This is a genomic window from Nonomuraea fastidiosa, assembly GCF_042751225.1.
GTDB lineage: Bacteria > Actinomycetota > Actinomycetes > Streptosporangiales > Streptosporangiaceae > Nonomuraea > Nonomuraea fastidiosa.
The window spans coordinates 6,029,498-6,047,847 of sequence record NZ_CP170570.1; the positions used below are offsets into that span (position 1 = coordinate 6,029,498).

Annotated in this window: 12 protein-coding genes and 2 pseudogenes; all 14 read left to right on the plus strand. The window is 72.1% G+C overall.

Annotated features, from left to right (window positions below; genetic code table 11):
• Nucleotides 1–6: 6 nt before the first annotated feature.
• The 14 genes and pseudogenes from ACFMQL_RS27825 (at nucleotide 7) to ACFMQL_RS27890 (ending at nucleotide 17,799) form a co-directional block, all read left to right on the plus strand.
• Nucleotides 7–1,536, plus strand: coding sequence for a UDP-N-acetylmuramoyl-L-alanyl-D-glutamate--2,6-diaminopimelate ligase (locus ACFMQL_RS27825; protein WP_378787777.1), 1,530 nt, complete (start codon nucleotides 7–9; stop codon nucleotides 1,534–1,536).
• Nucleotides 1,536–2,771: pseudogene (gene murF, locus ACFMQL_RS27830) on the plus strand (UDP-N-acetylmuramoyl-tripeptide--D-alanyl-D-alanine ligase); the annotation flags it as partial. The gene ACFMQL_RS27825 and the pseudogene murF, both read left to right, overlap by 1 nt.
• A gap of 652 nt (nucleotides 2,772–3,423) precedes the next feature.
• Entirely contained in the window at nucleotides 3,424–4,482 is a 1,059-nt protein-coding gene (gene mraY / locus ACFMQL_RS27835; RefSeq protein WP_364054837.1) for a phospho-N-acetylmuramoyl-pentapeptide-transferase, read from the plus strand.
• On the plus strand, nucleotides 4,479–5,855 hold the full coding sequence (murD, locus tag ACFMQL_RS27840) for a UDP-N-acetylmuramoyl-L-alanine--D-glutamate ligase (RefSeq protein ID WP_364054834.1): 1,377 nt from the start codon (nucleotides 4,479–4,481) through the stop codon (nucleotides 5,853–5,855). Before mraY ends, murD begins: the two co-directional genes overlap by 4 nt.
• Complete coding sequence (ftsW, locus tag ACFMQL_RS27845) at nucleotides 5,839–7,125, plus strand: putative lipid II flippase FtsW (RefSeq protein WP_364054831.1); 1,287 nt, start codon at nucleotides 5,839–5,841, stop codon at nucleotides 7,123–7,125. Before murD ends, ftsW begins: the two co-directional genes overlap by 17 nt.
• A 12-nt stretch (nucleotides 7,126–7,137) precedes the next feature.
• Nucleotides 7,138–8,213 (plus strand): annotated as a pseudogene (gene murG, locus ACFMQL_RS27850) (undecaprenyldiphospho-muramoylpentapeptide beta-N-acetylglucosaminyltransferase).
• Nucleotides 8,210–9,607, plus strand: a complete 1,398-nt coding sequence (gene murC / locus ACFMQL_RS27855) for a UDP-N-acetylmuramate--L-alanine ligase (protein ID WP_364054825.1) — start codon at nucleotides 8,210–8,212, stop codon at nucleotides 9,605–9,607. Before murG ends, murC begins: the two are co-directional and overlap by 4 nt.
• 92 nt (nucleotides 9,608–9,699) lie before the next feature.
• A complete protein-coding gene (locus ACFMQL_RS27860) occupies nucleotides 9,700–10,368 on the plus strand; it encodes a cell division protein FtsQ/DivIB (protein WP_378787779.1) in 669 nt (222 codons plus the stop codon).
• 337 nt (nucleotides 10,369–10,705) lie between these two features.
• Nucleotides 10,706–12,253, plus strand: a complete 1,548-nt coding sequence (ftsZ, locus tag ACFMQL_RS27865) for a cell division protein FtsZ (RefSeq protein WP_364054819.1) — start codon at nucleotides 10,706–10,708, stop codon at nucleotides 12,251–12,253.
• A 128-nt stretch (nucleotides 12,254–12,381) separates the two neighbouring features.
• Nucleotides 12,382–13,074: a YggS family pyridoxal phosphate-dependent enzyme gene (locus tag ACFMQL_RS27870; RefSeq protein ID WP_364054816.1), complete on the plus strand. Its 693-nt coding sequence runs from the start codon at nucleotides 12,382–12,384 to the stop codon at nucleotides 13,072–13,074.
• Between the two features lie 138 nt (nucleotides 13,075–13,212).
• Entirely contained in the window at nucleotides 13,213–13,713 is a 501-nt protein-coding gene (locus ACFMQL_RS27875) for a cell division protein SepF (protein ID WP_364054813.1), read from the plus strand.
• A gap of 81 nt (nucleotides 13,714–13,794) precedes the next feature.
• Nucleotides 13,795–14,088, plus strand: coding sequence for a YggT family protein (locus tag ACFMQL_RS27880; RefSeq protein ID WP_364054810.1), 294 nt, complete (start codon nucleotides 13,795–13,797; stop codon nucleotides 14,086–14,088).
• Nucleotides 14,089–14,194: 106 nt separating this feature from the next.
• Nucleotides 14,195–15,073 (plus strand): DivIVA domain-containing protein, encoded by an 879-nt coding sequence (locus tag ACFMQL_RS27885; RefSeq protein ID WP_378787783.1) that lies wholly within the window; start codon nucleotides 14,195–14,197, stop codon nucleotides 15,071–15,073.
• 62 nt (nucleotides 15,074–15,135) lie between these two features.
• A complete protein-coding gene (locus ACFMQL_RS27890; RefSeq protein ID WP_378787785.1) occupies nucleotides 15,136–17,799 on the plus strand; it encodes a hypothetical protein in 2,664 nt (887 codons plus the stop codon).
• The last annotated feature ends 551 nt before the right edge of the window (nucleotides 17,800–18,350 follow it).

Below are 18,350 nucleotides of genomic sequence, written 5' to 3' on the forward strand. Positions count from 1 at the left end.
TCGTCTATGCGTCCCACGACCAGCCCGCCCCGCCCGCTGAGCGGGCTCGCGACCATGCTCGACGCCGAGTCGGGCACGTCGCGCTCGCCGCACGCCGTGCTGACCGGCGTCACCATCGACTCGCGCGAGGTCAGGCGCGGCGACCTGTACGTCGCGCTGCCCGGCAACCGCGTGCACGGCGCCGAGTTCGCCGCCGACGCGATGGCGAACGGGGCCGCGGCCGTGCTCACCGACCGCGCGGGCCGCGAGGCCGCGGTGGCCACCGGGCTGCCCGTGCTCGTCGTGTCCGACCCGCGCGCCCTGCTCGGGCAGATCTCCTCCTGGGTGTACGGCCAGCCGGCCCACGACATCCAGATACTCGGCGTGACCGGCACCAGCGGCAAGTCCACCACCACGTTCATGATCAAGGCCGGCCTGCGGGCCGCCGGTCACCGTGCGGGCCTGGTGGGCGGCGTCGAGATCCACGCCGGCGAGCTGCGCTTCCAGCCCAGGCTCACCACGCCCGAGGCGACCGACCTGCACGGCCTGTTCGCGCTCATGCGCGAGGAGGGCGTCACGGCGGCGGCCATGGAGGTCTCCAGCCACGCGCTGGCGCTCGGCAGGGTCGACGGCGTCTACTACGACGTCGCCCTGTTCACCAACCTGTCGCAGGACCACCTCGACTTCCACAAGGACTTCGAGGACTACTTCGCGACCAAGGTCAGGCTGTTCCAGCCGGAGATGAGCCGCGTCGGGGTGACCAACATCGACGACCGCTACGGCCGCGAGCTGCTGGAGCTGGCGAAGGTGCCGCTGACCACGTTCTCGGCGCTGGGCGACCCCGAGGCCGACTGGCGGGCGGTGGACACCAGGCTGGGCTCCGACGGCAGCGCGTTCCGCGTGGTGGGCCCCGGCGGGGTCGAGGCCGACGCGACCGTGGCGCTGCCCGGGCCGTACAACGTGGCCAACGCGCTCGGCGCCGTGGTGACGCTCGTCGAGGCCGGCGTGCCGCTCCAGGCGGCCGTGCACGGCATCGGCACGCTCGCCGGGGTGCCGGGACGCATGCAGCGCGTCACGGGCGCCGACGACGAGTTCCAGGCCGTCGTGGACTACTCGCACAAGCCGGGGGCCGTGGAGTCGGTGCTGCGCTCGCTGCGCTCGGTCACCGAGGGCCGCCTGACGATCGTGCTCGGCTGCGGCGGCGACCGCGACAGCGGCAAACGCCCACTCATGGGGGAAATCGCCGCGCAACTGGCCGATGTGGCAATCTTTACGAGCGACAACCCGCGATCCGAGGATCCGCTGGCCATCCTCGCCGCGATGATGGAAGGGGCGCTCCGCGTTCCCCGGCACCACCGCGCTCATGTGATCATTGAGCCCGACCGCGCGGCCGCCATCGGCCTGGCGATCGCCCGGGCCGGGCGCGGCGACGTGATCGTCGTAGCGGGCAAGGGTCACGAACAGGGCCAGTACGTCTCAGGCGAGGTGATCCCCTTCGACGACCGCGAAGTGGTCGCCGAAGCGATCGACGCACGCAAGGAAAGCAGGAAGCACTAATGATCCCGTTGCCTCTGGCCAGGATCGCCGAGATTACCTCGGGCGCCCTGTCGGGCATGGCCGATCCCCGCGCGGTGGTGCGCGGGCCCGTCGTGATCGACTCGCGGGCCGTAGAACCGGGATCCCTCTTCGTCGCCATCAAGGGCTCGCGGGCCGACGGTCACGACTTCGCCGCCCAGGCCGTACGCGACGGAGCCGTCGCCGTGCTCGCGAGCAGGCCGGTCGACGCGCCCGCGGTGATCGTCCCCGACGCCGCCGCCGCGCTCGCCGAGCTGGCCGCCGCGCAGGTGCGCACGCTCACGAAGGCGACCGTCATCGGCGTGACCGGGTCGGCGGGCAAGACCACCACCAAGGACCTGCTGGCCCGCCTCACCGGGCGGATCGGGCCGACCATCGCGCCCGTCGGCAGCTACAACAACGAGCTCGGCCACCCGCTCACCGTGCTGCGGGCCGACCTCGACACCCGCTACATGGTGCTGGAGCTGGCCGCGCGCAACATCGGCCACATCAAGGAGCTGACCCGCGTCGCGCCCCCGAAGATCGGCGTCGTGCTCAACGTCGGCACCGCCCACCTCGGCGTGTTCGGCGGCAAGGAGGCCATCGCCAAGGCCAAGGGCGAGCTGGTCGAGGCGCTGCCGCGCGACGGCGTGGCGGTGCTCAACGCCGACGACCCGCTCGTGCGCGGCATGGCCTCGCGCACCGAGGCGCGGGTGACGTACTTCGGGCAGGGCGAGCAGGCGGCGATCAGGGCCGAGAACGTCGTGGTCGACGTGCGCGGGCGGGCCTCGTTCACGCTGCGCACCCCCTCGGGCTCCGCGCACGTGTCGCTCAAGCTGATCGGCGCGCACGCCGTCGAGAACGCGCTCGCCGCCGCCGCGGCCGCCTACGAGCTGGGGCTGCCGGTGGCCACCATCGCCGAGGAGCTGTCGGCCGCCACGCCGGCCAGCCGGTGGCGGATGGAGGTCACCGACCGGCCCGACGGCGTCACCGTGGTCAACGACGCCTACAACGCCAACCCCGACTCCATGCGGGCCGCCTTCCAGGCGTTCGACGTGATCGGCCGCGGGCGGCGGCGCTTCGCGGTCATCGCGGCGCTGCGCGAGCTCGGCGAGGACAGCGGGGAGCTCAACACCGAGCTCGGCCGTCTGGCCGGCGGCGCCGGTCTCGCCGGGCTCATCGTGGCGGGTCCCGACGCCGAGCCGGTCCTGCAGGGGGCGCGCGCCGCCGCCATGGAGACGGCCGCCGCGCTGGAAGCCGCCGCCCAGGAAGCCGCCCAGACCTCCGCGCCGCCCGAGCCCGCTTCCGACCCCCAAGGTCCCGGGGCGCCCGTGTCCGGTCCTCAGGCCGCGGGTCCGCAGGGGCCCGGCGCCCCCGCCTACGGGCCGCAGGCCCCGGGCGCGCCCGTCCCGGGTCCCGGTGCCCCCGGTCCTCAGGGCGCGGTTCCGCAGGCTCCCGGTGTTCCCGGGGCTCAGGGTCCGCAGCTTCCCGGAGCGTCCGTTTCCGGCCCTCAGGGTCCGCAGCTTCCCGGGCCGCAGGCTTCCGGTGCCCCCGCCGGTGTGCCTCAGGCGCCCGGTGCGTCCGCCTCCGGGCCGCAGGGCCCCGGTGGGCCCGTTCCCGGTGTGCCCGGTGCGCCCGCGCCGGTGCAGGGGTGGCAGCCGCCCGCGGGCGGGCCGCCCATCGGACCTCCCGGCGGACCGGCGGGCGGTCCGCCCCGGCCGTCCCCGGCGGCTTCGGCCGCCCCACGACCGTCGTGCACGTCTCCGACGCCGAGGCCGCGGCGGCGCAGCTCGCCGCGTGGCTGCGGCCAGGTGACGCGGTATTGATCAAGGGCCCGCGAGCGATGGGCCTGGAGCGAACGGCCGAGCTGGTGCTCGGAGGTGCCCCCCAGTGACCAACATCATCATCGCCGGCGCGGTTGGCCTCGTCCTCTCGATGCTGTGCACCCCGCTGGCGATCCGGCTGTTCTCGCGGCGCGGCATCGGCCAGCAGGTCCGCGAGGAGGGCGTGCAGGCGCACCTCGGCAAGCGGGGCACCCCCACCATGGGCGGCACGGTGTTCGTCCTGGCCGCCCTGCTCGCCTACGGCGCCTCACACCTGGCCACCCTGACCCCCGTCACCGTGTCGGGCATGCTGGTGCTGTTCCTGATGACGGGACTCGGCGCGGTCGGCTTCCTCGACGACTTCATCAAGATCTACAAGCAGCGCAGCCTGGGCCTGCGCAGCGGCGCCAAGGCGCTCGGCCAGCTCATCGTGGGCGCGGTCTTCGCCGTCCTGGTGGTCCGCCAGCCCAACGTGTACGGCATCACGCCCGCCGAGACCCGGCTGTCGTTCCTGCGCGACTTCGGCCCCTCGATCGGCATCGTCGGGTTCACCATCTGGGTGCTCATCATGATCGTCGGGTTCTCCAACGCGGTGAACCTCACCGACGGTCTCGACGGCCTGGCCAGCGGTGCGACCGGCACGGTGCTCGCGGCGTACGTGCTGATCGGCAACTGGCAGCTGCGCAACAACTGCATCGACCAGCTCGGCCCCAACTGCTACTGGGTGCGCGACCCGCTCGACCTGGCCGTGGTGGCCGCCGCCGTGCTCGGGGCGCTCATCGGCTTCCTGTGGTGGAACGCGCCGCCCGCCCGCATCTTCATGGGCGACACCGGCTCGCTCGCGCTGGGCGGCGTGCTGGCCGGCCTGGCCATCGCCACCCGTACCCAGCTCCTGCTGATCATCCTGGCCGGCCTGTGTGTGATCATCACGCTGTCGGTCATCATCCAGGTCGGATCCTTCAAGATGACCGGGAAACGGGTGTTCAGAATGGCGCCGTTGCAGCACCACTTCGAGCTCAAGGGCTGGGCGGAGACCACGATCGTGGTCCGCTTCTGGCTGATCGCCATGCTGTGCGCGGCGCTCGGCCTCGGGCTGTTCTACGTCGAGTGGATGCCCAGGCCATGACGTACACGTGTGTCGCCGGGCTCGGCGTGTCCGGCACCGCCGTGGCCGAGGTGCTGGCCGCGCGGGGCGAGCGGGTCGTGGTGGTCGAGGCGACGGAGGGCGAGCGGCAGCTCGCCGCGGCGGCGGAGCTCGCCCGCGTCGGCGTGGAGACCAGGTTCGGCGAGATGGCGCTGCCGGAGGGGGTGACGCGGCTGGTCACCACCGGCTGGCCGCCGCACCACCCGCTCATCGACGCCGCGCTGAAGGCCGGGGTCGAGGTCGTCGGCGAGGTCGAGCTGGCCTGGCGGCTGCGCTCCGGGCAGGCGGCGCCGTGGCTGGCGCTGACCGGCACCAACGGCAAGACCACCGCCGTGCGCATGCTCACCTCGATCCTGCTGGCCGCCGGCCGCAAGGCGCTGGCCGTGGGCAACGTGGGCGTGCCCGTGGTGCGCGCGGTGGGGGAGCCGTACGACGCGCTGGCCGTCGAGCTGTCGAGCTTCCAGCTCCACTGGTCGTCCACGCTGGCCCCGCACGCCGCCGCGGTGCTCAACGTGGCGCCCGACCACCTCGACTGGCACGGCTCCATGGAGGAGTACGCCGCCGCCAAGGGCCGGATCTTCGAGCGCGCCGGCACGGTGATCTACAACGCCGACGACCCCGAGGCCGCCAGGCTGGCCGCCCCCTACCCGGGCGCGGTCGGGTTCACGCTGCGCATCCCCAGGCGGGGCGAGATCGGCGTGGTCGAGGACCTGCTGGTGGACCGCGCGTTCGTGGCCGACCCCGTGGACGCCGCAGAAGAGCTCGCCACCCTTGACGACATCAAGCCGTTCGCGCCGCACAACGTGGCCAACGCGCTGGCCGCCGCCGCCCTGGCCCGCTCGCTCGGCGTGCCCGCCGAGGCCGTACGCCAGGGGCTGCGCGACTTCGTGCCCGACCCGCACCGGCTCGCCCACGTCGACAGGATCGGCGAGGTCGACTACGTCGACGACTCCAAGGCCACCAACCCGCACGCCGCGGCCGCGGCGCTCGCCTCCTACCGCTCGGTGGTGTGGATCGCGGGCGGCCTGCTCAAAGGCGCGGACGTGGAGGACCTGGTACGCCAGGCCGCCCCGCGGCTGCGCGCGGCGGTGCTGATCGGCGCCGACCGCGCCAGGATCGCCGAAGCCCTGGCGCGACACGCGCCGAATGTCCCCCTCGTGGACATCGCGGATCGGGACACTGGTGCGATGGACAAAGTCGTCACCGAAGCGGCCCGGCTGGCCTCGCCAGGCGACACCGTGCTGCTCTCCCCGGCGGGGGCATCCTTCGACATGTTCGCGAACTATCCGGCGCGAGGGGAGGCCTTCGCGCGTGCCGTACGCGAGCTGAGGGCGCGACGTGAGCACGAGCGCTGAGGAGCGGGTGCGGCCGGCGCGCGCCGAGGAGAGCCCGCAGAGCTTCCTGCGCGAGCAGCTGCTCGCGCTCAAGGAGCTGCTCGACAAGCCGCTGGCCACCTACTACCTGATCATCATGTGCAGCGCGCTGCTGCTCGCGCTCGGGCTGATGATGGTGCTGTCGGCCTCCAGCATCGAGGCGCTCAACAAGACCGGCAGCCCGTTCTCGTGGTTCATCAAGCAGTCGCTGTCGGCCGCGATCGGCGTGCCGCTCATGTACGTGTGCTCGCGGCTGCCGGTCAAGTTCTTCCGCTGGGCCGGCTACCCGCTGATGGCGCTGTCGATCATCGCGCTGGTCATGGTGCTGTTCGTCGGCTCGGCCGAGTGGGGCGCGCAGCGGTGGATCTACCTCGGCCCGCTGACCATCCAGCCGTCGGAGCCGGCCAAGCTCGGGCTCGCGCTGTGGGGGGCCGACCTGCTGGCCAGGCGGGCCAAGCAGGGCCGCATCGAGTGGCGGCAGATGCTGCTCCCGCTGCTGCCCGGCACCGCGATCCTGGCCGTCATGGTCATGCTGGGCAGCGACCTCGGCACCACGCTCGTACTCTTCATGATCTTTCTCGCGCTACTGTGGGTGGTGGGCGCGCCGATCAAGCTGTTCGGCGGCTTCATGGCGCTCGCGGTGCTGGCCGCCGTCATCGCGATCAAAGTGGAGCCGTACCGCACCGCGCGCATCAGCTCCTTCCTCGACCCGTGGGCCGACGCGCAGGGCGACGGCTACCAGGCCGTGCAGGGGCAGATCGCGATCGGCTCGGGCGGCTGGTTCGGCGTCGGCCTGGGCGAGAGCCGGCAGAAGTGGAGCTGGCTGCCCAACAGCGAGAGCGACTTCATCTTCGCCATCATCGGCGAGGAGCTGGGGCTCATGGGCACGCTCACCGTCGTGGCGCTGTTCGGGCTGCTGGGCTACGCGGGCCTGCGGGTGGCCATACGCGTCAACGACGCCTTCACCAGGCTCGCCGCGGCCGCCACGGTGGCGTGGGTGGTGGGTCAGGCGACCGTCAACATGGGCGCGGTGCTGGGGGTGCTGCCGATCACCGGCATCCCCCTGCCGCTGGTCTCGTACGGCGGCTCGTCACTGCTGCCCACGCTCGCGGCGCTCGGCATGCTGCTGTCGTTCGCCCGGCGCGAGCCGGGAGCGCGCGAGGCCTTGGCGGCACGTGGCCCCGGACCGGCCGCCCGGGCCCTAAGCTGGCTGGGCCTGCGGCGTACGACCAGAGGCCGAGCGACACGTTAGGGAGTGACCGAGATGAGGGTGGTCCTCGCCGGTGGGGGACGGCCGGGCACATCGAGCCCGCGCTCGCCCTTGCGGACGCGCTGCGCCATCTTGACCAGAGCGTCGGCATCACCTGCGTGGGCACGGAACGCGGCTTGGAGACGCGGCTCGTGCCTGCGCGGGGTTACGAGCTGGAGCTGGTGCCCGCCGTGCCGCTGCCCAGGACCCTCACGCCGAGCCTGCTCACCGTGCCCGGGCGGCTCGCGGGGGCGATCAACGCCGCGGCGGGCATCCTCGACCGGGTGCAGGCCGACATCCTGGTGGGCTTCGGCGGCTACGTCGCCACGCCCGCCTACCTCGCGGCCAAGCGGCGCGGCCTGCCGATCGTCGTCCACGAGGCCAACCCGCGTCCCGGGCTGGCCAACCGGCTGGGCGCCCGGCTGACCGAGCACGTCTTCACCGGCTTCCCCGACTCCGCGCTGCCCAAGGCCGAGTTCGTCGGCACGCCGCTGCGCCGCGAGATCACCACGCTCGACCGGCTGTCCATGGGCGACAAGGCGCGCTCGTGGTTCGGCCTTGAGAACGACCGGCCGACGCTGCTGGTGTTCGGCGGCTCGCAGGGCGCCAGGTCGATCAACCAGGCCGCGCTGGCCGCCGCGCCCGCGCTGCGCAGGGCCGGGGTGCAGGTGCTCCACGTGCTGGGCCCGAAGAACACCGTCGATCACGAGCCGCCGCCCGGCGACCCGCAGTACGTCCTGCTGCCCTACGTCGACCGCATGGACCTCGCCTACGCCGCCGCCGACGTCGCCCTGTGCCGCAGCGGCGCGCTGACCTGCGCCGAGCTGACCGCGGTGGGACTGCCCGCCGCGTACGTGCCGCTGCCCCACGGCAACGGCGAGCAGCGCATCAACGCCGAGCGCATCGTCGCGGGCGGCGGCGGGCTGCTGGTCGACGACGCCGAGCTGTCCGCCGAATGGATCATTCAGAACGTGCTGCCCATGCTCCACGACCCCGAGCGGGTCGCCGTCATGTCGGAGGCCGCCTCCAGGCTGGGGAGCAAGGACGCCGATATCATGCTCGCCAGGAAAGTGTTGGAGATAGCCCGATGAGTCTCGTGAAGCTGGTCGATCCCGTCGCCGTCGAAGATCTTGGGCGCGTGCACTTCATCGGCATCGGCGGCGCGGGCATGTCGGGCATCGCCCGCATCCTGCTCAAGCGCGGCGTACGCGTGACCGGCAGCGACGCGCGCAGCTCCGAGCTGATCACCGAGCTGCGCGAGCTGGGCGCCACGGTCCACATCGGGCACGCCGCCTCCCACATCCGAGACGTCGACACCGTCGTGGTCTCCACGGCCATCCGCGACTCCAACCCCGAGCTGGGCGAGGCGCTCAAGCAGGGGCTGCGGATCATCCCGCGGGCCGCCGCGCTGGCCTCCGTCATGGCCGGGCGCACCGGCGTCGCCATCGCCGGCACCCACGGCAAGACCACGACCACCTCCATGCTCACCGTGGCGCTGCAGAAGTGCGGCGCCGACCCGTCCTACTGCGTGGGCGGCCAGCTCGTCACCACCGGGCTCGGCGCCGACGACGGTCAGGGGCGGGTGTTCGTGGCCGAGGCCGACGAGAGCGACGGCTCGTTCCTCATGCTCGCGCCCGACATCGCCGTGGTCACCAACGTCGAGGCCGACCACCTCGACAACTACGGCGACCCGCGGGCCGTGCACGACAGCTTCGCGAGGTTCGCCGAGCGGGTCGGCTCGCTGCTCATCTGCTGCGCCGACGACCCCGGGGCGGCCGGGCTGGCGCGCCGCGCCACCGAGCGCGGCCTGCGGGTCAAGACCTACGGCGTGCGCGGCGACGACTACCGCGTGGGCGAGGTGCGGCCCGACGGGTTCGGCACGGTGTTCTCCATCGAGGGCAGGGGAGAGGTCAGGCTGGCCGTTCCCGGGGCTCACAACGCGCTCAACGCCACGGCGGTGATCGCCGTGGCCGATGAGCTCGGGATGCCGTTCGAGGAGATCAGAGACGGCCTGGGGGCCTTCACCGGGGCCAAGCGCCGCTTCGAGGCCAAGGGCGAGGCCGGGGGCGTGGCGGTCTTCGACAGCTACGCCCACCACCCGACCGAGCTGGCCGCCGACCTGCGCGCCGCCCGCGACGTGGTGGCCTCCTACTCCGGCACCGGCCGGGTCATCGCGATCTTCCAGCCGCACCTGTACTCGCGCACCCGGTTCTTCGCCGACGAGTTCGGCGCCGCGCTGGGGCTCGCCGACGAGGTCATCGTGCTCGACGTCTACGGCGCCAGGGAGGACCCGGAGCCGGGGGTGTCCGGCGCCATGGTGGCCGGGCGGGTGCCGCTGCCGCCCGAGCGGGTGGTGTACGCGCCCGACAGGTCGGCCGTGCCGGCGCTGGTGGCCGAGCGGGCGCGGCCCGGCGACATCGTGCTGACGATGGGCGCGGGCGACGTCACCGAGCTGGGGCCGCAGATCGTCGCCCGCCTGTCCTGAGCGAGGCGCGCTCTTGGGCGTGGCGCGCGGGCTTCAGGCCGCCGTCGGCGTAGGTTCGGTGCCGACATGAGCCGCATGCTGGGGGGAGGGCGATGAAGGCGCGTACGGCGTTCCTGGTGCTGTTGACGGCGGGCGTGGTGGGCATCACCGCGTGGCTGGTGTTCTTCTCGCCTGTGCTGGGGGTGCGCTCGATCGAGATCGTGGGAAATCTCACAGTGCCGAGCGAGCGCATCAAACAGCAGGCGGGCGTGCCCGAGCTGCATCCCCTCGCCACCGTCGACCTCGCCGGCGTCGAAAGCCGCGTCCTCGGCATCCGGCAGCTCGCCTCCGCCAAGGTGGACCGGGTCTGGCCCGGCACGCTCAAGATCGAGGTGGTCGAGCGCGAGCCGGTCGCCGCGATCGAGACCGGCGGCAAGGTGGCGGTCGTCGACGGCGAGGGCGTGGTGATCGAGGTCAAACCGACGCTGCCGCCCCTGCTGCCCGTGCTCAAGGTCGACCGCCCGGTGGCCGGCGATCCGGTCATGACGGCCGCGCTCAAGGCCGTCCAGGCCGTTCCGCCCGAGGTGGCGGGCAAGGTCAGGCGGGTGCGCGCGGGCACGGCCGAGGGGATCACGCTGGAGCTGTCCGACGGGCGTACGGTCCTGTGGGGCGGCTCCGACCGTCCCGAGGAGAAGGGCCGCATCCTGGCCTCGCTGCTCAAACGGGAACGATCCGCCACCTTCTACGACGTCAGCTCTCCGGACGTGGTGACGCTGAAGTGATCGTGATCGTCAGGGTCCGGCAAGTCAGCGGCAAGCAGATCGCCGAGCCTGTACGAGCCGGGGCCCGGAACATGAGAGCCTGTAAGCCGGACTTTCGGCAGAGGAGGCGCGCCATCTGGCGCGGCGGCGGAGCGAAACGGACAGCGCGCGACACGCCGGACGTGCTTGCGGCGCGGTTAGTTGACCGGCCCGGAGCGTAACTCCTACTGTCCGTATCAATCATCAGGTTGACATAAATCTAAATCTCAACCTGAGGTTGAGAGTTACCTGAAGTGACAAAAAAGCGGAGACAATCCGCACCGGAATGGCAAGTCAACGAGCGGAAAGGCCCCTCGTCGTGGCAGCACCGCAGAACTACCTCGCGGTCATCAAGGTCGTCGGCATCGGCGGCGGCGGAGTCAACGCCGTCAACCGGATGATCGAGGAGGGACTCAAGGGCGTCGAGTTCATCGCGATAAACACCGACGCCCAGGCGCTGCTGATGAGTGACGCCGATGTGAAACTCGACGTGGGCCGCGAGCTCACGCGCGGGCTCGGCGCCGGCGCCAACCCCGATGTCGGCCGCAAGGCGGCCGAGGACCACCGTGAGGAGATCGAGGAGGTCCTCAAGGGGGCCGACATGGTCTTCGTCACAGCGGGCGAGGGCGGCGGCACCGGCACGGGCGGCGCGCCCGTCGTGGCCAACATCGCGAGGTCGCTCGGCGCGCTCACCATCGGCGTCGTGACCCGTCCGTTCAGCTTTGAGGGACGACGCAGGGCCTCGCAGGCGGAAGCGGGCATCGAGACGCTGCGCGACGAGGTCGACACGCTCATCGTGATCCCCAACGACCGGCTGCTGTCGATCTCCGACCGGCAGGTCAGCGTGCTCGACGCGTTCAAGGCGGCCGACCAGGTGCTGCTGTCCGGTGTCCAGGGCATCACGGACCTGATCACCACGCCCGGCCTGATCAACCTCGACTTCGCCGACGTCAAGTCGGTCATGTCGGGAGCCGGCTCGGCGCTCATGGGCATCGGCCACGCGCGCGGCGACGACCGCTCGGTGGCGGCCGCCGAGATGGCCGTCTCCAGCCCGCTGCTGGAGGCCAGCATCGACGGCGCGCACGGCGTGCTGCTGTCCATCGCGGGCGGCTCCGACCTCGGCCTGTTCGAGATCAACGAGGCCGCCCAGCTGGTGTCGATGGCCGCCGCGCCCGACGCCAACATCATCTTCGGTACGGTCATCGACGACGCGCTCGGCGACGAGGTGCGGGTCACGGTGATCGCGGCCGGCTTCGACGACGTGCCGGGCCCGTCCGACAAGCAGGCGCCCAGGCCCGCGGGCCGCCCCGCGGCGCCGCCCGTGTCGTCTCCTGCGCGGCCGAACGCGGCCTCCCCGAGTGTGAAGTCCGACCCTCCTCCGTTGCGCGCTGAGCCGCGTCCTGAGCCGCGTACGGAGTTCCGCCCCGAGCCGCGCCCCGAGCCCCGCGCCGAGGTGCGTCCCGAGCCGCGGCCGGAGGTCAGGCCTGAGCCGCGCATCGAGCCCCGTGCCGAGGTGCGTGCCGAGCCGCGTCCTGAGCCGCGTACGGAGTTCCGCCCCGAGCCGCGCGCCGAGGCCAGGCCCGAGCCGGTGCGGCCGGTCGAGCCCGTGCACGACTCGGCGCCGGAGCGTTCCGACGGCAGGGCCGACAACCGGAACGACGGCAGGAGCGAGGGCCGCGACGAGGGGAGGCAGGAGTCCGGAGAGGCCGACGGACCGTCCGGCCCCGTCTCGATCCCGAGGCCCACGCCCGAGCCGGCCAATCCGCCCACGCCCATCACCTCCCGCATGTCGGAGCCTCCCAAACGTCCCCGGGTGATCTTCGAGGAGCAGGAAGAGGAACTCGACGTTCCCGACTTCCTCAAATAGCCGGTCAACGAGTCGTTCGCCTGACGCCGCTCCCCGCAGCGATCCGGGAGCGGCGCCGTCGTGCGTACGGCGGCAGGGCGCGCCGGACCGGCGGGGCAGCGGGCGGCGCGGTAACGAAGGAGAGGCACGTGAGAAGGGACGAGATCGCGGCCGGTCTCGCCGAGGTCGAGGAGCGCATCACCGCGGCGTGCCACGCCGTGGGCCGCGACCGGAGCGAGGTCACGCTGATCGCCGTCACCAAGACCAGGCCGGCCGACGACATCCGCATCCTGGCCGAGCTGGGCGTGCGCGACATCGGCGAGAACCGCGACCAGGAGGCCGCGCCCAAGGCGCGCGAGCTGGCCGGGCTGCCGCTGACCTGGCACTTCGTCGGTCAGCTGCAGACCAACAAGGTCCGCTCGGTGGTCTCGTACGCCGACGTGATCCACTCCGTCGACCGTTCCAAACTGGTGAGCGCCATCAGCAAGGAGGCGGTCAGGCAGGGCCGGCGCATCGGCTGCCTGGTCCAGGTCGCGCTCGACGACGACCCCGGCAGGGGCGGCGTGCGGCCCGACGACCTGCTCGCGCTGGCCGACGAGGTGGCCCTGGCGGAAGGCGTGTGGCTGGGCGGCGTCATGGCGGTGGCCCCGCTGGGCGAGGAGCCCGCCAAGGCCTTCGCCAGGCTCCGCGAGCTCGCCACGGCGCTGCAGGAGCAGCACCCCCGGGCCACCATGGTCTCGGCCGGGATGAGCGGCGATCTCGCCGAGGCGATCGCGTACGGCGCGACACACGTTCGGGTCGGTACGGCGTTGCTCGGTCGTCGCAAGCCCTTCGTCAGGTAATGTCCCCTCAAGTGGGTCTTCAGGCCCATGACCAAGTAGAGGTCGATCAGCGGTGAGCTCCAGGGGGTACGCCTACCGCCTCAGGGCACGGCGACGGGCCCGAGCGAGTGCGACCATGAGCAGGAGGACGACGTAGCGATGGCCGGCGCGATGCGCAAGATGGCGGTCTACCTCGGTCTCGTGGAGGACGACCGCTACGAGAGGTACGAGACCTACACCGACGACTACGCCTACGACGACGACGTGCAGCGCCCCGGTGAGGAGCGTCCTGTCGCGGTCCAAGACCGCGACGACGAGCCCGAGACCGGCGGCCCCGCGCCCAGGCCGACCACGACCATCGTGGAACGCCGTACGACGGATCTGGCTCGCATCACGACCCTGCATCCTCGCACGTACAACGAGGCGCGTACAATCGGTGAGCACTTCCGTGACGGGACCCCCGTCATCATGAACCTGACCGAGATGGTCGACAGTGACGCGAAGCGGCTGGTTGATTTCGCGGCAGGTCTCGTCTTTGGCCTACATGGCAGCATTGAACGTGTTACCAACAAGGTGTTCCTGTTGTCCCCTGCCAATGTCGAGGTGACCGCCGAGGACAAGGCTCGAATCGCGGAACGCGGGTTCTTCAATCAGAGTTAGAGTCTCTGTGTATGCCTATCGGACCCAACCAGGTCTCCCCAAGGCCTGGAGGCACATCAGAAGTGGAGGCGCGGCCGGGCCGTGGAGATCGTTAGTGGGATCTTGGTCGTAGTCCTGTCTCTCTACTTGGTGCTGCTCATCGGCAGGATGATCTTTGAGACGGTGCAGGCGTTCGCACGTCAGTGGCGTCCGTCGGGCGTGGTGCTCGTCGTGGCGGAGGCCACCTACACCGCAACTGACCCACCCCTCAAGTTCCTCCGCCGTTTCATTCCTCCGCTCCGGTTGGGTACGGTGGCCTTTGACCTAAGCTTCACTGTCCTGTTCATCGTGGTTCTGATCTTGATTCAGATCGCCCAGGCTCTCGGCCCACGGTGAGCATGGCCTGTGAGGCCGCCGGTCGTGTTCCAACTCGTGTCCGCGCTGAAGTGATTCGGGTTACCGTCCTCCGGACAGACTCCAAGCGCGCCAAGGAGACCAAAAAATGCCGCTGACGCCCGCTGATGTGCGGAACAAGCAGTTCAGTACCACCCGGCTCCGGCCGGGCTACGACGAGGAGGAGGTCGACGCCTTCCTCGACGAGGTGGAAGCTGAGCTTGACCGCCTGATCCAAGAGAACGAGGAGCTCCGCGCCAAGCTGGCCGAGTGCCTGCGCGGGAAGGTGCCGGGCGGCATGAACATGCCCATGGCCTCGGCGCCTGTCCAGGAACAGCCCAAGCCGGAGATGATGCAGCCGCCGCAGCCGGAGCCCATGCGGGCGCCCGAGCCGCAGCAGCAGCCGCAGCAGCCCCAGGTCCCCGTGGGCATGAACATGCCGCCCGCCGAGGACAACATGGACACCGCGGCCCGCGTGCTCGCTCTGGCCCAGCAGACCGCCGACCAGGCGATCGCCGACGCCCGCCGGGAGGCGGACGAGACGGTGACCCGGGCCCGGCGCGAGGCCGACGAGATCCTCACCAAGGCACGCCGCCAGGCCGAGCAGGTCATCGGCGACGCCAGGGCTCGCGCCGAGACGCTCGAGCGCGACGCCCAGGAGCGCCACCGCCAGGCGATGGGCTCGCTCGTGCAGACCCGCGACGAGCTCGAGCGCAAGGTCGAGGAACTCCGCAGCTTCGAACGCGAATACCGCAGCAGGCTCAAGCTCTACCTCGAAAACCAGCTCGCCGAGCTCAACGTGTCCGCCGAAGGCAGCGGTGGCTTCCCCGTGCTGTCCGGCGGTCCGCAGGGCCAGGCACCCGCCATGTCGCACGCCGTGCCCCAGAGCGGCCAGCAGCCGCTGCCCGGAGGCCCCGCTCCGTTCGGCGGCGACGCTCCGCAGGGCGCTTTCCCCGGCGGTGACGGTCCTCACAACGACCGGCGGTAAAGTAACGGGTCACTAGGACCTGCCACTCGAAAGAGCCCTCTGTGATCCTTATCAGTGCTGGTTTGGTGCTCGCGGCAGTGGTGCTGCTGATCGCGGGCTTCGTACTGGCGAAGCCGTTCCTGATCATGTGGTCCATCGTGGTCAGCGTGCTGTCCGCGTTGTTCCTGGTGATCGGGGCGTTTCTGCGGCGGAACGAGCTTTTTCCCGGAGGTGGGCAGGCCGCTGCGCCGGCCACCCCCCCGAAGGGGCTCATGCCGTCCGCGGCGCCGTACACCCAGACCGGCCCCATGGCTCATCAGCCGCCCCCGCAGCCCCGACCGCATCCGCAGGCACCGCAGCAGCGCACGGCGGCCACCCCGGCCACCGCACCGCGCCGCCCCGCGGCCGCCGGCATCGCGCCGGATGCGATCGTGCTGGTCATCCCTGGACGCAAGCGCTACCACGTCCACGGGTGCAGGCAGCTGGTCGGGCGGGAACACGAGGAGCTCACGTACGAGGAGGCACGCGAGGAGGGCTTCACGCCCTGCACGGCGTGCCTGCCCGACGCCGCGCTCGGCGGACGGCAGCTGCCGCCTGCCGCCGACCCCGAGCCCGCCGTCCACTCCAGCACCGCTTCTGCCAAGAACCGAGCAGAAGACTCCGCGGAGACCCGCGACGTTCGTCCGCAGGTCACCCCGCCGAAGCCCGGCACGAAGGCTTCCACCCCCAGCCCGGAGCCTGCCGCCGCCCACGAGGAAGGCGCCGCCGGGTGGTTCGGCCGTCCCAAGGCCGCCCCGGCCGACCAGGCATCGGGCTCCACCTCCGCCGCCCCCGAGACCGGCACCGGCTCGGACGATGAGCAGGCGGAGTCAGAGACTTCCTACTTCCGGCCGCCGCCCTCGCGCGGGGCCGGCACCGCGCCCTCCCGATCCGGATCTCCGAAGGCCGGTCCTTCGAAGGGCGGCCCTTCCACGCCCGGGGCCGGCGAGTCCGGCTCCTCGGGTGGAGCGCCCGGGGCCTCGGGAGGAACGTCCGGCAAGCCCGGCTCCCCGAAGGGCGCGCCGTCGAAGGGCGCGCCGGCCAAGGGCACGCCGGCCAAGGGCACGCCCGGTAAGGGCGCGTCCTCGCCGAAGACCGCGTCCGTCGCCTCTCGGGAGTCCGCCGCCACCGCCGGGGGCTCCGACGACGAGACCTCTCCCAACGTTCCCAGCCCGGCCAAGGCAGCCCAGGGCTCGGGTCCCAGCCCGGCCAAGGCCGTCCAGGGCTCGGGCTCGGCCCGCCCCGATCGGCCCGGCGACAAGCCCGGCCGCCCAGGTGCCACTGGTCCGTCCGGCGGCGCGCCTGGCCGCCCGGGTGCCGCTCCTTCCGGTGACGCATCTGGCCGTCCGGGTGCTGGTTCATCCGGTGACGGTCCTGGTCGTGCGGGTGCTGGTTCGTCCGGTGACGGTCCTGGTCGTCCGGGTGGTGTCGGCTCGTCGGGTGGTGAGGCCGGTCGTCCCGGTCGGCCCGATGGCAAGCCCGGCACCGCCGCCGCGTCGACGCCCGCCAAGCCTGGGACGCCCGGTGCGTCTGCCCCCGGGAAGCCCGGAACGTCCAGCACACCCGCGCCCGCAAAGTCCGGAGCGTCCGGTGTGTCCGCGTCCGGGAAGCCGGGTGCTGCGGGCGGGCCCGCTTCCGGCAAGCCTGGGACGAGCGGGGAGCCCGCGTCCGGGAAGGCCGCCACGGCCGCCGGTGCGTCCGGGGCCGCGAAGCCGGGCACGGCCGCTGGGGCCACGGCTGGAAAGCCTGGGACATCCGGCTCGTCCGCACCCGGGAAGCAGGGGACGACGGGTGCGTCCGCGTCCGGCAGGCCCGGCGCGTCCAGTGGGTCTGCGTCCGGCAAGCCCGGTACGGCCGGTGCGTCCGCGTCCGGGAAGGCAGGACAGGGCAACGGCAAGGCCGGGCAGGGGGCCGGTCCTGGCGAGCGCGATGACGACGCCGGGCCCGTTACGGCGCCGCAGCCTCGGGTGACCGCGTCGGGCAGCCCGCAGCGTCCCGGATCGTCCGGTGGGCCGCAGCGTCCTGGATCGTCCGCTAAGTCCGGTGCGCCGCAACGCCCGGGGACGTCCGGGTCGTCCGAGGTTTCGGAGCGGTCGTCGGCGTCGGGAGGCGAGTCGGCCAAGCGCCCGTCCGGCGGTGGCGACGAGCCCGCGCCGGGGGAGACCGTCATCCTGCACGAGCGGCCCGCGTCCTCGGCAGAGGCGACCGCCAAGCCTCGGGGGCCGCTGCCTCCGGGCGCGCCGGTCACGTCCTCCGGTGCCAAGCCCGGGGCCACGCCGGGGAAGAGCGGGGCGTCCGGTGGCGGTGAGCAGGCCGCCTCGTCCGCCGGTAAGGGAGCGTCGGCCGCCAAGGGGAGCGCTTCTCCCGGGCAAGGGCCTCGCGATCAGGGGAGCGGCCCGTCCAACGGTGGTGCCGCAGCCAAGGCCGCAGATCCCAAGGCTGCGGGTGTCAAGGCCGGTTCGTCCGGTGGCAAGGCCGGTGACGGCTCCACCGGGGCCAACGGCAACGCGAACGGGGCCGGAAACGGCAAGGAGCGAGGGCCGCAGACCGTCAAGGTCATCATCGGCACCCGCCGCTACCACGGCTCGGCGTGCCCGCTGGTCCGGGGAGCGGGTGACGGCGTCGAGTCGATGACCCTCGCCGCCGCCCAGGCCGCCGGGCTGACGAGCTGCCCGGTCTGTCAGCACGACCGCGAAACCGTCAGCTGACGCCTCCGGCCACCTGCCTTGCCGTAAGTCAGTCTCTGCCGCAGGCCACTCAGGATGTTCTTCTGCGGGGCGTCTCTTCGTGGGGGCGTCCTGCTGTGGGCCGTTCTGTCGGGCGTTGCGGGTCGTCCTGCCGTGGGCCGTCCTGTTGGGCGTTGCGGGGTGTCCTGCCGTGGGCTGTTCTGTCGGGCGTTGCGGGTCGTCCTGCCGTGAGCCGTCCTTTCGAGGGCTGTGAGGCGTTCTTTCGTGGGGCGTTCTGTCGGGGCTGCGGGGCGTTCTTTCGTGGGGCGTTCTTTGAAGCTGTGGGGCGATCTTCTGCGGGGTGTCCATCCGCGGGGGCGTCATTCCTGCGTGCGGAACTGTGCGGAACGCAGCCATTCCTGTGTGCGAGACGTAGCCGCGCCGCGCTGCCTTTCCGTCAGAGCGAGTGGGCTACGCGCATCCGCCTTCGGCGCGGGGTGGTCGCCTGTTCCTGCCTGCGCGGGTGAGGTAACGCATCTCTCTGGCGCGGGCGGGTGAGGTCAGGCATCTCCCTGCGCGGGCGGGTGAGGTGA